General features: G+C 68.7%; 14 protein-coding genes. 4 read left to right on the top strand and 10 right to left on the bottom strand.

From position 1 onward, the window contains the following. The first annotated feature begins 214 nt into the window (after nt 1–214). From EJP69_RS16850 to EJP69_RS16835, 4 genes are read left to right on the top strand one after another with little or no spacing between them, the layout of a single operon-like run. Entirely contained in the window at nt 215–1,288 is a 1,074-nt protein-coding gene (locus EJP69_RS16850; RefSeq protein ID WP_126471567.1) for a hypothetical protein, read from the top strand. 18 nt (nt 1,289–1,306) lie between these two features. Continuing rightward, nucleotides 1,307–2,071 carry a nuclease-related domain-containing protein gene (locus tag EJP69_RS16845; protein ID WP_093209902.1) on the top strand — a complete coding sequence of 255 codons (765 nt, stop codon included), beginning with the start codon at nt 1,307–1,309 and terminating at the stop codon, nt 2,069–2,071. 4 nt (nt 2,072–2,075) lie between these two features. Then, nucleotides 2,076–2,765, top strand: a complete 690-nt coding sequence (locus EJP69_RS16840) for a response regulator (protein WP_093209904.1) — start codon at nt 2,076–2,078, stop codon at nt 2,763–2,765. 37 nt (nt 2,766–2,802) lie between these two features. Beyond that, nucleotides 2,803–5,190 (top strand): LPS-assembly protein LptD, encoded by a 2,388-nt coding sequence (locus tag EJP69_RS16835; RefSeq protein ID WP_126471565.1) that lies wholly within the window; start codon nt 2,803–2,805, stop codon nt 5,188–5,190. A 159-nt stretch (nt 5,191–5,349) separates the two neighbouring features. On the opposite strand, the gene EJP69_RS16830 is transcribed toward EJP69_RS16835, so the two are convergent. The 10 genes from EJP69_RS16830 to accC all read right to left on the bottom strand — a co-directional run bounded on the left by EJP69_RS16830 (nt 5,350) and on the right by accC (nt 13,656). After that, nucleotides 5,350–6,192, bottom strand: a complete 843-nt coding sequence (locus tag EJP69_RS16830; protein WP_093307702.1) for an ABC transporter substrate-binding protein — start codon at nt 6,190–6,192, stop codon at nt 5,350–5,352. A 47-nt stretch (nt 6,193–6,239) separates the two neighbouring features. Continuing rightward, nucleotides 6,240–6,974, bottom strand: coding sequence for an amino acid ABC transporter ATP-binding protein (locus tag EJP69_RS16825; protein ID WP_093209910.1), 735 nt, complete (start codon nt 6,972–6,974; stop codon nt 6,240–6,242). Nucleotides 6,975–7,018: 44 nt separating this feature from the next. Then, nucleotides 7,019–7,783 (bottom strand): amino acid ABC transporter permease, encoded by a 765-nt coding sequence (locus tag EJP69_RS16820; protein WP_093307701.1) that lies wholly within the window; start codon nt 7,781–7,783, stop codon nt 7,019–7,021. A 21-nt stretch (nt 7,784–7,804) separates the two neighbouring features. Continuing rightward, a complete protein-coding gene (locus EJP69_RS16815; RefSeq protein ID WP_093209914.1) occupies nt 7,805–8,506 on the bottom strand; it encodes an amino acid ABC transporter permease in 702 nt (233 codons plus the stop codon). A gap of 45 nt (nt 8,507–8,551) precedes the next feature. Then, entirely contained in the window at nt 8,552–9,304 is a 753-nt protein-coding gene (locus EJP69_RS16810) for an SDR family oxidoreductase (protein WP_093209916.1), read from the bottom strand. A 178-nt stretch (nt 9,305–9,482) separates the two neighbouring features. Then, nucleotides 9,483–10,250 (bottom strand): LamB/YcsF family protein, encoded by a 768-nt coding sequence (locus tag EJP69_RS16805; RefSeq protein ID WP_126471564.1) that lies wholly within the window; start codon nt 10,248–10,250, stop codon nt 9,483–9,485. A 22-nt stretch (nt 10,251–10,272) separates the two neighbouring features. Further along, nucleotides 10,273–10,656: an acetyl-CoA carboxylase biotin carboxyl carrier protein gene (locus tag EJP69_RS16800; protein WP_126471562.1), complete on the bottom strand. Its 384-nt coding sequence runs from the start codon at nt 10,654–10,656 to the stop codon at nt 10,273–10,275. Between the two features lie 5 nt (nt 10,657–10,661). Further along, complete coding sequence (locus tag EJP69_RS16795) at nt 10,662–11,651, bottom strand: 5-oxoprolinase subunit C family protein (RefSeq protein ID WP_126471560.1); 990 nt, start codon at nt 11,649–11,651, stop codon at nt 10,662–10,664. Further along, nucleotides 11,648–12,304 carry a 5-oxoprolinase subunit PxpB gene (pxpB, locus tag EJP69_RS16790; protein WP_126471558.1) on the bottom strand — a complete coding sequence of 219 codons (657 nt, stop codon included), beginning with the start codon at nt 12,302–12,304 and terminating at the stop codon, nt 11,648–11,650. The genes EJP69_RS16795 and pxpB overlap by 4 nt, the downstream gene beginning before the upstream one ends. Beyond that, entirely contained in the window at nt 12,301–13,656 is a 1,356-nt protein-coding gene (gene accC, locus EJP69_RS16785) for an acetyl-CoA carboxylase biotin carboxylase subunit (protein WP_126471556.1), read from the bottom strand. The genes pxpB and accC overlap by 4 nt, the downstream gene beginning before the upstream one ends.

The raw sequence follows: 13,656 nt of genomic DNA, 5'->3' as shown, positions 1-13,656 counted from the left end.
TCAGGTCTGATGCGGCCGCTCGGTATCGACCGGCTGCATGCATGGTTTCGCCCAATTCGGGAGGAATTTGGTGGTTCGGCTTTCCGCTGCACCGAGTGTTGTGTGCGTACATCACACCTGTGCCGCACGCGCGCGCAGGGCTGTTGCACGGCCCTTCAAATTTCTCCCAGATCGCCTGAAAAGATGCGCTCATGAAGAAGCTGGAGACCCTGGCGTGAAGCGCTCAAGAATCCTGACAGCGACGGTGTGCGGCGCGCTGGCCATCGCATGCGCCAGCACGAGCATCGCGATGGTCCACTCGACCTCGGTGCTCGCCGCGGGCATGTTCGTCGACCACGACAAGGCACGCACCCGGGCCCGCGTGGACACGCAGTCGTGGTGGGCCGGGTTCGAAGACCCCGCCATGGACAAGCTGATGGCCGCATCGCTCGGAGGCAACGCGGAAGCGGGCATTGCCGCCACATACATCGCGCTCAAGGTGAAGACGCTGGAGCTCGTCTACCTCGAGAACACGCGCTCGGCCGTCGAGCGGCAGATCTCGCTCATCAAGGGCAGCGCGCTGCCGCACGACGACTTCGCGAAGCAGCTCGCGCAACGGCAGGCCGGCGCGCAATCGACCATCGAGAAGCTGAAGGCCCAGCGCGCGAGCTACATCGCCTACCTGGCAAGGCAGTGCCGCATGTCGGAAGCCGCGCTCCAGGAGATGCTCGCCGACGCGCTGCAGGACAAGTCGCTGCCCCGCTTCGCGGCCGAGGTGCCGCGCGAGCTGCCGATGGCCGTGCTCGCCAACAGGAACGACATCAATCTCGCCGCCGCGCTCTACGACGCGGATCCGTCGGCGATGCCCGCGGGCACCATCGACGCCGCGGCAGAGGAGGCACGGGACATCGAGGTGCCCGGCAAGCCTCTCTACGCGCATGCGGTCGCGCAGGCGCGCGAGCAGGTGGCCGAGGCGCTGCAACGGCTTCAGATGCAGAGCGACATCGCCAACACCGCATACGCGCGCGTCGTGAATGCGCGAGCGGGCTTCGAGTCCTCCAAGCAGCGCCGCGACCGCGGCGAGATCTCCGAAGTACAGCTCATGGAGGACTACCAGGGCCTGCTGCTCGACCTGCACGTGCTGGCCGCGGCAAACGGAGAGCTTGCGCTTGCATGGGTCGTCCTCATGGGAAGCATCGGAAGCGGTGCGTCCATCGACACCGTGGCGGACCTGCAGGCCGGGCAAGGCGGACAAGCTGGGCAAATGCCGTTTCTGCACAAAGTCTCCCGAAAGTTGCGCAATCCTTGAGATTCGAAGGAGCTCTACATGACCACTGCCCTGCACAAAGTTCCGACCCGCCCCGTGCTCACGCTGGCCGGCCACGGACACAAGAAGCCGGACGCCGTCGCGCCCACGCACCGCATCTGCTCCCCTGAAAGCGAATCCGCGAGCAGCACGGCAACCACGCTGGCCATCCAGCAGCTCGCCGCCGCCTTCCAGCCGGCCTTCGGACGCATGCACGTGCTGCGCGACCTCGTCATCCCGATGTACGAAGGCAGCGCCGTACCCACGGCGCGCTTCGACGTCGCGCTGGTGTGCGAGGCCGGCGTGTACCTGTTCGAGGTGAAGGGCTGGCGCAACGCGGTGGTGTACCGCAAGACCTCGGCCCACACGGTGCCGCGCTGGTTCCTGCGCCAGCACGGGCATTCGCTGGCGCGCGAGGTGAAGGACCCTGCCTGGCAGTGCGGCCGCAAGACCACGCACCTGCGCAGCCTGGTGCCGTCGGACCTGCGGGTGCAGTACTTCGTGCTGCTGCCCTTCGACGGCGTGGAGCTCGAAGGCGTGATGCCCAGCGTCGTCATCACGCCGCAGGATCTGCCCTACATCGCGCGCGTGGCGCGCAACAACGGGCGCACCGAGCAGGGCTACCCCATGCTCGACAACGCCGCCATCGACCGCACGCTGCAGCTGCTGACCGACCTGCAGGGCGACCTGACGGTGGACGACCATATGCGCAACTGCCGCGACCGCAACACGCACGCACCTGCACCCGTGAGGCAGGCGCACCCCGGTTCACTGAAGCTGCAATGACGCGATGAGCCGCATCCTGCTGGTGGAGGAAGGGCAAGACGCCGCCTCGGTGCTGCTGGACGAGTTGCGCCGCGCCGGGCACGAAGCCGAGCACATCGAGGACGGCGCGGTCGCGCTGCACCGCATCCTGACTTCGCCGCCCGCGCTGACCCTGCTCGACGTGGAACTGCCGCGCGTGAGCGGCCTGCAGATCCTGGAGAAGATCCGCGCGCGCAGCGACCACCCGATCATCATGCTGACGGCGCGCGCGCAGGAGTCCGACCGGCTGCGCGGCTTCGATCTCGGCGCGGACGACTACGTGTGCAAGCCCTTCTCGCCAAGAGAAGTCGTGGTGCGCATCCACACCGTGCTGCGCCGCTGCGCGCAGCGGCGACACGTGGCCCGCCCTTCGATGCCGATCACCTTCGGCGCGGTGCGCGGCTGCGCGATCCTCGACGGGCACTACCTGCCGCTGACGCGCCGCGAATCGCTGCTGCTGCGCGCGCTCTCGCAGGAGCCGGGGCGCGTGCTCACGCGCTCGAAGCTGCTCGAGGCCGCGTTCCCGGAGGCGCTGGACGTCAACGAGCGCGTCGTCGACACGCACATCAAGAACCTCAGGAAGAAGCTGGCCACCGTCTCGGCCGCGCACGACTGGATCCGCTCGGTCTACGGCGTCGGCTTCGCATGGGAATCGCAGGCCAGGCAGGACGCCTGAACGCGCCGGCCTCCTTCCGGACCATTCTTCTCTTCACATGAAACTACGCTGGCGCGGCTTTCCGCTGCCGCCGATGGTGCTGCTTTCGCTGCTGATGCTGCGTTCGCACTCGGCCTCGGCACAGGACGACGCATGGACCGAGGCGCCGATCACGCTGCGCCGCACGCCCGAGCTGATCGAGACGATCCCGCCGGCCGAACGCGGCACGCGCCCGAGCATCGTCGACGGCGACCGGCTCAGCGGACGCCCCGACCTCGAAGTGACGGTCGAGGGCAATGCCTCGCTGCGGCGCGGCGACACGCGCATCACGGCCGACCGCCTCGAGTACCGGCCACCGGCCGACACCGCGACCGCCACGGGCAACGTGCACCTGAACCAGGCCGGCAACGTGTACGAGGGTCCCGAACTGCGCCTGAAGGTCGAGAGCTTCGAGGGCTTCTTCGACCATGTGCGCTACACGCTGCTGGCCAACGGCGGGCACGGCGAGGCCGAGCGCATCGACTTCGTCGATCCGAAGGTTTCTGTGGCCCGGCACGTCACCTACACCACCTGCCTGCGCGAGAACCGCCCGGGGTGGATGCCCGACTGGATGCTCAGCGCGGTCACGATGACCACCGACAGCGACACCAACCTCGCGACCGCCACCGACGCGCAGATCACCTTCCTGGGCGTGACCACGCCCTCCATTCCGTCGGTCACCTTTCCGCTGAGCAACGCGCGGCAGAGCGGCCTGCTGCCGCCGGTGATCGGCTTCGACACCACCAACGGCTTCGAGTACCTGCAGCCGTACTACTGGAACATCGCGCCCAACCGCGACCTCACGCTCTACCCCGAGCTCATGACCAGCCGCGGCATCAACGTCGGCACCGAGTTCCGCTACCTGGAGAAGAACTATAGCGGCCAGATCCGCATCGACGAGATGCCCAGCGACAGCCTGCGCGACCGCAATCGCTGGGGCCTGTGGGCCAAGCACGACCAGAAGCTCGACCCCAAGCCCTTCGGGCTCGATTCGCTGAGCACCTCGTTCAACATCAACCGCGTGAGCGATGACGACTACTGGCGCGACTTCTCGCACTCGCCCACGCTCACCTCGCGCACGCTCACGAACGAGGTCGACCTCAACTGGAGCAAGGGCGACTGGAGCGGGCAGGCGCGCACCCTCTCCTACCAGACGCTGCAGTACGCCGCCTCGCCGATCACGCCCTCGTACAACCGCGTGCCGCAGATCACGGCCAACTACAACAAGTACGACTTGCACGGCTTCGACGTGTCGGGCACGCTGGACTACTCGCGCTTCGAGATCGACTCGGCCTACTCGCCCACGCTCAACGGCATCAAGCAGCCAAACGGCGAGCGCATGGTGGGCAACCTGCAGATCAGCCGGCCGTGGGTCACGCCGGGCGGCTACGTGATCCCGAAGCTGCTGCTGCACACGGCCTCCTACCAGCTCGACTCGCCGCTGGCCAGCGGCGCGACCTCCATCAGCAGCGTCGTGCCCACGGTGAGCCTGGACAGCGGACTGGTGTTCGAGCGCGACACCAGCCTGTTCGGCAGCGCATGGCGCCAGACGCTGGAGCCGCGCGCCTTCTACGTGCGCACGCCCTACCGCGACCAGAGCCAGCTGCCGGTGTACGACACGGCCGCCAACGACATCAGCTTCGCCACGCTTTACACCGAGAACGCGTTCTCGGGCAACGACCGCATCTCGGACACCAACACGCTGACCACCGGCGTGACCACGCGCCTGATCGACCCCGTCACCGGCGCCGAGTCGGCGCGCTTCGGCATCGCGCAGCGCTTCCGCTTCAGCGACCAGAACGTCACGCTGCCGGGCGGCACCGCGGTGACCGACCGCTCGGGCGACTTCATCCTGGGCGGCCAGGTGCACTGGAATCCCAAGTGGAGCATCGACGGCCTGGCCCAGTACAACATGGACACCGGCAAGAGCACGCGCGACGCGCTCACGCTGCGCTACACGCCGGCGCCGTATCACACCCTCACCGCCGCCTTCCGCTACCAGGCCGACAGCAGCACCACCGCGAACGACGGCACGAAGACGGTGGACTTCAACTGGCAGTGGCCGCTGAGCGAGCTGACCAGAGGGCTCTTCGGCGAAAGAAAACCCGGCGACCCGGGCCGCTGGTATGCAGTGGGCCGGCTGAGCTACAGCCTGCACGACCGCGCGATGTCGGACAGCCTGATCGGCGCCGAATACAACGCCTGCTGCTGGGTGGGCCGCGTCGTGCTCGAGCGCCTCGTCTCGGGCCGGACCTCGCCCGACACCCGGCTGATGTTCCAGATCCAGTTCAACGGCTTCGGCAACATCGGCTCGAACCCGACGAGCACGCTGCTGCAGAACATCCAGGGCTACAAGCCGCTGAACACGCAGACCGAGGAACCAAGCCGCTTCACAAATTACGACTAGGAAGCTCCCCCAGGCTTCGCTCACTTCGTGTGCTTCGCCAACCCCCTCTCCGAGGGGGCAACACCTGCGGCCCGGCAAAGCCGGTTCCGCGGTGTTCCTGGCCTTGGCCGCTGCGGTTTCAAACCTCGCGGGCCTTGTTGCGTGCGCGGCGCCGGAGACTCAGGGCAGCATTTCGAACTTGAGCTCGGCCAGCGGCGTGACCTTCTCCTCGCGCACCATCTTGTACTCGGTGTTCGGGCCCAGCCACTTGGCCCAGATGCGGTCGAGCTCGCCCGACTTCTCCAGCGCATAGAGGGCGGCGTTCACCTTGGACAGCAGCACGGGCTCGTCCTTCTTCATTCCGATGCCCACGGGCTGCAGCACCATCGGCTCCTTGATCATCTTCAGCGCCACGCCTTCGGTCTTCGACTGGTTGACCAGCTTGGTGATGGTCATGGTGTTGGCGACCATGCCGACCGACTTGTTCTGCTGCACGGCCATGAAGGCAGAGCCCGTGTCCTGGAAGGTGACCGGCTCGGAGCCGTTCATCTTGATCGACAGCTCGGAAGTGGAGCCCTTGGTCGAGCTCAGGCGCTTGCCCTTGAAGTCGGCCTTGGCGGTGCCGGGGTCGGAGGCCTTCACGGCCAGCATTTCCTTGGCCACGTAGTACGGGTCGCTGAACTGGATCTGCTCGCCGCGGCTCTTGGTGTAGGCCAGGTTGGCCACGGTCACGTCGACACGGCCGAGCTTCACCTCGGGCACGCGCGCTTCCACCGACAGCGGCGTGACCTTGGCGGTGAGGCCCAGCTCCTTGGCCAGCGCGTTGCACAGGTCGACGTCGTGGCCCACCATTTCGCGCGTCTTCGGGTCGGGCGCGGCGAAGGGAGGAACGTCGGCGAAGGTGCCGCACTTGAGTTCCTTGCGCTGGCTGATGTCGCTCCACTGGTCGGCGTGCGCGAGCAGCGAGGCCGTGCCGAGGAAGGTGCCGATGGCGGCGAGGCGGAAGACGGTCTTTTTCGACATGGTGGACTCCTGGGGGATTGCGTGGAACTGAACGAGGGAAGACGGATTCAATGCGCGCGCAGGTCCGACAGGAAGCGCTGCGCGCGCGGATGCTGCGGACTGCCGAAGAAGGTGGCGGGGTCGGCCTTCTCGAGGATGCGCCCCGCGTCCATGAACCAGATGCGGTCGGCCACCTCGCGGGCGAAGTTCATCTCGTGCGTGACGCACATCATGGTCATGCCGTCGTTGGCGAGCCCGCGCATCACCGACAGCACCTCGCCCACCATCTCGGGGTCGAGCGCGCTGGTGGGCTCGTCGAACAGCATGGCCGGCGGCTCCATCGCCAGCGCGCGGGCGATGGCCACGCGCTGCTGCTGGCCGCCCGAGAGCTGCGCGGGATACGCGCCCGCCTTGTTCGACAGCCCCACGCGCTCCAGCAGCTGCCCGGCCTTGGCCTTCGCGTCGGCGCGCTTCACGCCGAGCACGCGCATCGGCGACAGCATGATGTTCTCCAGCACGGACAGGTGCGGGAACAGGTTGAAGCTCTGGAACACGAAGCCGATGCGGCTGCGCAACTTGTTCAGCGCCGCGCTGCGCATGGGCGCGTGGATGTCCTGGCCGTCGAACAGCAACTGGCCCGACTTCACTTCCTCCAGCCGGTTCACGGTGCGGATCAGCGTGGACTTGCCGGAGCCCGAGGGCCCGCAGACCACCACGACCTCGCCCTTCTTCACCTCGGCGTTGATGTCGGCCAGCGCCTGGTAGTCGCCGTACCACTTGTTGATGTTGGAGAACAGGATCATGGTGTCGTCCCTCGCGGGCGATGGGTGTGGAACAGGCGTCGCGGTCATGGCTGGGGCGCCGCCATCGGCGAAGGAAGCGGCGTGCCGTCCGCGGCCGAGGCTTGCGCCTGCGCGGCACCGAGCCGCTTGTGCGCGATGCGCCGCTCGAGCCATTGCGTGAGCTGCGTCAGGCTGAAGCAGACCACGTAGTAGGTCATCGCCAGGATGAAGAACACCTGGAAGGGCTTGGTCAGCAGCTGGTTGTTGATCTGGTTGGCCGCGAAGGTGAGTTCCTGCACGTTGATCACGTAGCCCAGCGTGGTCTCCTTGATGGTGGAGATGAACTGGCTCAGCATGCTGGGCAGCATGTTGTAGAGCGCCTGCGGCAGGATCACGAACCACATGGTGCCCAGGTGGCTGTGGCCCAGCGCGCGCGCCGCCTCGGTCTGTCCCTTGGGCAGGGCCTGGATGCCCGCGCGCACCACCTCCGAGAGATAGGCGCCCTCGTAGATCACCAGCGTGCACAGCATGGTGGTGAAGCCCGACACGTCGCGCCCGATGAGCAGCGGCACCAGGAAGTAGACCCACAGGATCACCATCAGCAGCGGCACGCCGCGCACCACGTACACCAGCACGGTGGCGGGCCAGCGCAGCACGCGCCAGGGCGACAGCCGCGCCAGCGCGAGCAGCACCGACAGCGGAAAGGCCAGCACGATGCCCAGCACCGAGAGGATCAGCGTGGCGACGATGCCGCCGAGCGGGCCGTTGGGGTACTGGCCGACCAGCAGCAGCAGCCAGTTGTCGCGGAGGATTTCGTAGACGCTGTACATCGTGGTTCCGCTTCTTTCTTCTTATCTCGCGCCTGCGATGCGGTAGCGCCGCGACAGCCATCCGCCCACGGCCATGATGAGCAGCGAGCACACCAGGTAGAGCACGGTGGCCACGCTGTAGGCCTCGAAGGTGCGGAAGCTCTGGCTCTCGATCTCCTTCACCGCGTGCGTCAGCTCGGCCACGCCGATGGCCATGGCCAGGCTGCTGTTCTTGAAGAGCGACACGCTGTGGTTGACCAGCGCCGGCACCGCGTTGCGGATGGCCTGCGGCAGCATCACGTGGCGCATGGAGCCGATGTAGCCGTGGCCGAGCGCGCGTGCCGCCTCGGCCTGCCCGGCCGGGATTGCGCGCAGGCCCGAGCGCATGTCCTCGCTGAAGTAGGCGGCCTGGCACAGGCCCAGCGCGACGATGGACAGCAGCCTCTCTGCGTTGTTGGCCGACAGCCAGCCCTGCAGCGCGTCGGGCAGCAGGCTGAAGATGCCGAAGTACCAGAACATGAGCTGCACCAGCGTCGGCACGTTGCGGTGGTAGGAGATGTAGCCGGCCACCACGCGCTCGGCGATGCGGCTCGGCGTGAGCCGCACCACCAGCAGCACGATGGCCATGGTCATGGCGAGCAGCCAGGAACCGGCCGCGATCCTCAGCGTTTCCAGCAGGCCATGCAGCAGCATGTCGCCGAACTCCGGCTTCAGCAGGATGGCAAGCAGGTCGAAGTCTTTCATGCGCCGGTTCCTTTGCCTTGCCTGGATCGGATGCGTTCGTGCCGCTCAGGCCCGTGGCGTTTCGGGCCGGGTGGTCGAGAGGCCGCCGGGCACCTGCAGCGTGGGCGTGATCTCCATGTGGCCCACGTTCACCGCGATGGGCGCCGAGATCGCGAAGGCGATGGCGTTCGCGATGTCTTCCGCCTGCGGCAGCTCGAAGCCCTCGACGAAGCGCTTGTAGGTGTCCTCGGAGTCGCCGTGCACGTGCGCGAAGATGTCGGTGGCCACGCGGCCCGGGCAGATCTCGGTGACGCGCACGCGCTTGCCGAAGCAGTCGATGCGAAGCTGGCGCGAGAGCATGCTCACCGCCGCCTTGGTGGCGTGATAGGTGCTGTTGCCGCCGAAGTTGTAGGCGCCCGCGATGGAGCTGATGTTGACCACGTGGCCGCGGTCGCGCGCCGCCATGCCGGGCACCACGAGCCGGCACAGGTGCAGCACCGCGCGCAGGTTCACGTCCACCAGCAGGTCGATGCCTTCGGCGTCGGCCTTGAGGATGGAACCGGGCCGGTCCACGCCGGCGTTGTTGACCAGCACGTCGAACTCGACTTCCTTCGCGAGCGCGGTGATGCCCGCGATGTCGCTCACGTCGATGGCGTGCGGAATGCAGCCGGTGCGCGCGGCGAGGTCGGCCAGCTTGTCGGCGCTGCGAGCGAGCGCGTGGACCTTCAGGCCCTCCTTGCTCAGGCGCTCGACGACGGCTGCGCCGATGCCCGAGGAGGCTCCGGTCACCAGTGCGGTCTTGTAGTCGGAAAACGGCATGTTCTGTTCTTTCGTCGGGTGGCAGATGGCTGCCTGGAATTCACTGTAGCCAGCGCCTGTGCGCTGCGCCAAGACGGATTGGCTGTGGAGCGATAAGCCCCCCTTATGTCGCCCGCGATCCGTGCATATGACTAAGGGTAAGCACCATGTTCGTGCCCCGATGCATCGAAGCGGCCGGTCAGTCGTTCGCCTGCCTGGAGATGGGTACCACGCGCCCGGCCTGCTCGACGACGCCGCGCACGACGCGCGCCAGCTCGACGGCGCCGGGCGTGTCGCCGTGCAGCAGGATCGAATGCACGCGCATCGGAATCTTCTTGCCGGTGACGCTGGTGACGGTGCCGTCCTCCAGCAGCTGGCGCACCCGCGCCAGCACCGCCTCGCGCTCGTGGATCACGGCGCCGGGCAGCTTGCGCGGCACCAGCAGGCCGTCGTCGCCGCAGGCCCGGTCGGCCAGGAAGGTCCTGCGCACGCGCAGGCCGCAGCGCCCGGCCGCGTCCTCGATGGCGCGGCTGGCGGAGGTGCTGACGGTGAGCGAGGGATCGAAGTCGGCCACCGCGCGCACCAGCGGCTCGGCCAGCGCGGCATCGGCGGCCGCCATGTTGCCGAGCGCGCCGTGGAAGCTCATGTGCGTCATGCGGTGGCCTGCCGTGCGGGCCATGCCGTCGAGCGCGGCGAGCTGGTAGAGCACGCAGGCCACCAGCTCCTTCGTCTCGATCTGCATCTGCCGGCGGCCGAAGCCCATCAGGTCCGGAAAGCCCACGTGCGCGCCCACGTCCACGCCGCGCTGGCGCGCCATGCGCACCGTGCGGTCCATGATGACCGGGTCGCCGGCATGGAAGCCGCAGGCCACGTTGGCGGAGGAGACGATGTCGAGCAGCGCTTCGTCCTCGCCCATGCGCCAGGGGCCGAAGCCTTCGCCGAGGTCTGCGTTCAGGTCGATGTCCATCGGGGTGTCCTTCTCTTGTTCGTCAGAGCGGGTGCAGGTCGAGCAGCGGCGTGCCGTAGCCGACGGCTGCGCCATCGGCCACATGGACGCCATCGACGATGCCTGCCTGCGGCGCGGCCACCGGCAGCAGCAGCGGGCCGATCTTCAGCAGGCCGACGGTCTGGCCGGCCTCCACGCGAGCGCCGATGCGCGCCAGCGGCGCGGTCGCGAGCGGGTGGCCGTGCAGGAAGACGCCGAGCGAGGGGGCCTTGACCGGCACGGGCTCGATCTCTTCCTCGTCCTGCGGCAACTCGACGACGTCGTCGCCCCGGCGCCCGAGGCGCAGCGTGCCCTCGGGCGTGCGCAGCTCGAGAAGGCCGATGTCGGTGCCTGCCAGCCAGGCGGCGAGTCGGGAAACGTCCTGCATGCCGTTCAGTTCCTGGCGGCGGGCGCGCCGCGATGCAGTTCCACCATGCGCGCGACCTTGTCGAGCCAGGCGCGCACCTCGTCGAGGGCATCCAGCGCCTCGTCCCAGGTGGTCTCGATGAAGCGGATGCGGCTGCCGATGGGCGCCTGGCCGAGGCGCCACATGTCGGCCTCGATCACGGTGCCGAACTTGGGGTAGCCGCCCGAAGGCTGGGCGTCGCGCATCTGGATGATGGGCTGCCCGTTGTGCGGCACCTGGATCACGCCCGGCACGATGCCGTGCGAGCGCAGCTCCATCGGCGCGATCGGCCGCAGCGCCTCGCCTTCGAGCCGGTAGCCGTAACGGTCGCTGTGCGGCGTGATCTTCCATTCGCCGGCCCAGAAGGCCTCGCGGGAGGACGGCTCGAAAGCCGCGTACTCGGCCGCCGGCAGCACGCGCACGGCCATCGCGCCGTCGCGCTCCAGCGGCAGTGCGAGCGCGGGCGGCACCAGGCCGAAGCCGGTGCGGCAGGCGCTGGCCGCGCCGGCCGCGCGCAGCAGGTCGCCCCGGCGCAGCGCGCGCCCCTCGTGGCCGCCGAATGCGCCGCGCAGCTGCGTGCTGCGCGAACCCAGCACTTCGGGCACGTCGATGCCGCCGGCCACGCACAGCACCGCGCGGCTGCCGCGCTGCGCGCCGCCTTGCGGCAGTCCCAGCGTGAGCACCTGGCCGGCGCGCGCCTGGTGCACCCACCAGGGCAGCAGGGGCTGGTCGTCCAGGCGGGCGGCGCAGTCGGCGCCGGTGAGCGCGAAGGCGCAGTCCTCGTCGAAGAGCACCTTGAACGGAAACACCGGTATCTCGACGGCCGCGGCGCCGAGCTCGTTGCCCAGCAGCAGGTTGCCGGCGGCCAGCGCGAGGTTGTCCATGGCGCCCGAGGTGCCCACGCCCCAGCGCAGGCTGCCGGTGCGGCCCAGGTCCTGCACGGTCGCGAGCGCGGCGGAGGAAAGGATCTCGATCATCGGACGATGCCCTCCACGCGGAAGCGGATCATGTCGCCGGGCTGCAGCGTCGCGGGCGGATCCTTCGCGGGATCGAAGAACGCCATCGAGGTGCTGCCGATGGTGTTCCAGCCGCTCGGGCCGGCCGATGCCGACACGCCCGTCTGCGCGCCGCCGATCGACACCGCGCCGCCCGGGATGCTCAGCACCGGCGTCTTGCGACGGGGCGTGGCGATGCGCGGGTCCATGCCGCCCAGGTAGCAGTAGCCGGGATGGCTGCCGAGGGCATACACCGGATAGAGCGGCGCGCTGTGCAGCTCCACGATGGCCTCGATGCCCAGGCCCGTGTGCGCCATCACGTCGGCCATGTGCGGGCCTCCCTCGCCGCCGTAGACCACCGGCAGCTCGACGATGCGGCCTTCGCGCCGCATGGCGGTGGCCGCGTCCCAGGCCTCGCACAGGCGTGCGCGCAGCGCATCGAGGTGGCGCGGCGCCCGGCTGAAGGTGAGCATCAGGTTGTTCATGCCCGGCACGGCCTCGCGCACCTCGGGCCAGCTCTCGGCCTCGTGCGCCAGGGCCCAGATGCGCTGCTGAGAGGGCAGGTTCATGCCGCCGGGCGCCTCGAACAGCAGCGCGGTGGTGCCCAGGAGGCTGATGGATGGTGCCGTGCTCACGCCGCGCTCCTTTGCTGCAGCCAGCGTTCGAGATGATGGATGTCGACGCCGCCGGCGGCGAAGCCCTCGTCGCGCAGCAGCTCGCGATGCAGCGGCACGTTGGTGGCGATGCCCTCCACGCGCGTCTCGGCCAGCGCGAGGCGCATACGGTCCAGCGCGTCGGCGCGGCTCGCGCCATGCACGATGAGCTTGGCGATCATCGAGTCGTAGTACGGCGGCACGCGGTAGCCCGCGCCCGCATGCGAGTCGACGCGCACGCCGAATCCGCCGGGCACCTGCCAGCCGGTGATGCGGCCCGGCGCGGGCGCGAAGGTATCGGGGTTCTCGGCATTGATGCGGCACTCGATGGCATGGCCCTGGCAGCGCACGTCGGCCTGCGCGATCGACAGGCGCTCGCCGCGCGCCATGCGCAGTTGCTGCTGCACGATGTCGATGCCGGCGGTCATTTCGGTCACGGGGTGCTCCACCTGCAGGCGCGTGTTCATCTCGATGAAGTAGAAGGCGCCCTTCTCGTAGAGAAACTCGAAGGTGCCGACGCCGCAGTAGCCGCTCTGCCTGCACGCGGCCGCGCAGCGCTCGCCCACTTCGGCCAGCAGCGCCTCGTCGATGCCGGGCGCGGGCGCTTCCTCGATCACCTTCTGGTGGCGCCGCTGCAGCGAGCAGTCGCGGCTGCCCAGCCATACGGCGTTGCCGTGGCTGTCGGCCAGCACCTGGATCTCGACATGGCGCGGGTGCAGCAGGAACTTCTCGATGTAGACCTCGGGGTTGCCGAAGGCCTGGCGCGCTTCCTCGCGGGTGAGGGCCATTGCGTCGAGCAGCGCGGACTCTTCGTGCACCACGCGCATGCCGCGACCGCCGCCGCCGCCCGCGGCCTTGACGATGACGGGGTAGCCGATCTCGCGTGCCAGCGCCTGCACAGCGGCGGCATCGTCCGGCAGCGCCTCGTCGGGGCCGGGCACGCAGGGCACGCCGGCCTTGCGCATCGCGCGCTTGGCCGAAACCTTGTCGCCCATGGTGCGGATGCAGGCGGCGCTGGGGCCGATGAAGACGAGGCCGGCTTCCTCGCAGCGCTGCGCGAAGCCCGCGTTCTCCGAAAGGAAGCCGTAGCCGGGATGGATCGCCTGCGCGCCGCTCACCTCTGCCGCGAACAGGATGGCGGACTGGTCGAGGTAGCTCAGGCCTGGCGCCGGGGGGCCGATGCACAGCGCCTGGTCGGCCTGCGCGACGTACATCGCGTCGCGGTCGGCCTCCGAGTGCACGACCACGGTGCGCAGGCCGAGGCCACGGCAGGCGCGCTGTATGCGCAGCGCGATCTCCCCGCGGTTGGCGATGAGGACGGTGTCGAACGGCAT

Source organism: Variovorax gossypii (assembly GCF_003965815.1).
GTDB classification, from domain to species: domain Bacteria; phylum Pseudomonadota; class Gammaproteobacteria; order Burkholderiales; family Burkholderiaceae_C; genus Variovorax; species Variovorax gossypii.
This window is presented reverse-complemented; position numbering and strand designations above follow the sequence as displayed.

Excerpts from the sequence above, each read along its gene's own strand:
- EJP69_RS16845 (WP_093209902.1), top strand. The coding sequence starts at position 1,307 with ATGACCACTGCCCTGCACAAAGTTCCGACCCGCCCCGTGCTCACGCTG.
- EJP69_RS16840 (WP_093209904.1), top strand. The coding sequence starts at position 2,076 with ATGAGCCGCATCCTGCTGGTGGAGGAAGGGCAAGACGCCGCCTCGGTG.
- EJP69_RS16835 (WP_126471565.1), top strand. The coding sequence starts at position 2,803 with ATGAAACTACGCTGGCGCGGCTTTCCGCTGCCGCCGATGGTGCTGCTT.
- EJP69_RS16830 (WP_093307702.1), bottom strand. The coding sequence starts at position 6,192 with ATGTCGAAAAAGACCGTCTTCCGCCTCGCCGCCATCGGCACCTTCCTC.
- EJP69_RS16825 (WP_093209910.1), bottom strand. The coding sequence starts at position 6,974 with ATGATCCTGTTCTCCAACATCAACAAGTGGTACGGCGACTACCAGGCG.
- EJP69_RS16820 (WP_093307701.1), bottom strand. The coding sequence starts at position 7,783 with ATGTACAGCGTCTACGAAATCCTCCGCGACAACTGGCTGCTGCTGCTG.
- EJP69_RS16815 (WP_093209914.1), bottom strand. The coding sequence starts at position 8,506 with ATGAAAGACTTCGACCTGCTTGCCATCCTGCTGAAGCCGGAGTTCGGC.
- EJP69_RS16810 (WP_093209916.1), bottom strand. The coding sequence starts at position 9,304 with ATGCCGTTTTCCGACTACAAGACCGCACTGGTGACCGGAGCCTCCTCG.
- EJP69_RS16805 (WP_126471564.1), bottom strand. The coding sequence starts at position 10,250 with ATGGACATCGACCTGAACGCAGACCTCGGCGAAGGCTTCGGCCCCTGG.
- EJP69_RS16800 (WP_126471562.1), bottom strand. The coding sequence starts at position 10,656 with ATGCAGGACGTTTCCCGACTCGCCGCCTGGCTGGCAGGCACCGACATC.
- EJP69_RS16795 (WP_126471560.1), bottom strand. The coding sequence starts at position 11,651 with ATGATCGAGATCCTTTCCTCCGCCGCGCTCGCGACCGTGCAGGACCTG.
- accC (WP_126471556.1), bottom strand. The coding sequence starts at position 13,656 with ATGCCGTTCGACACCGTCCTCATCGCCAACCGCGGGGAGATCGCGCTG.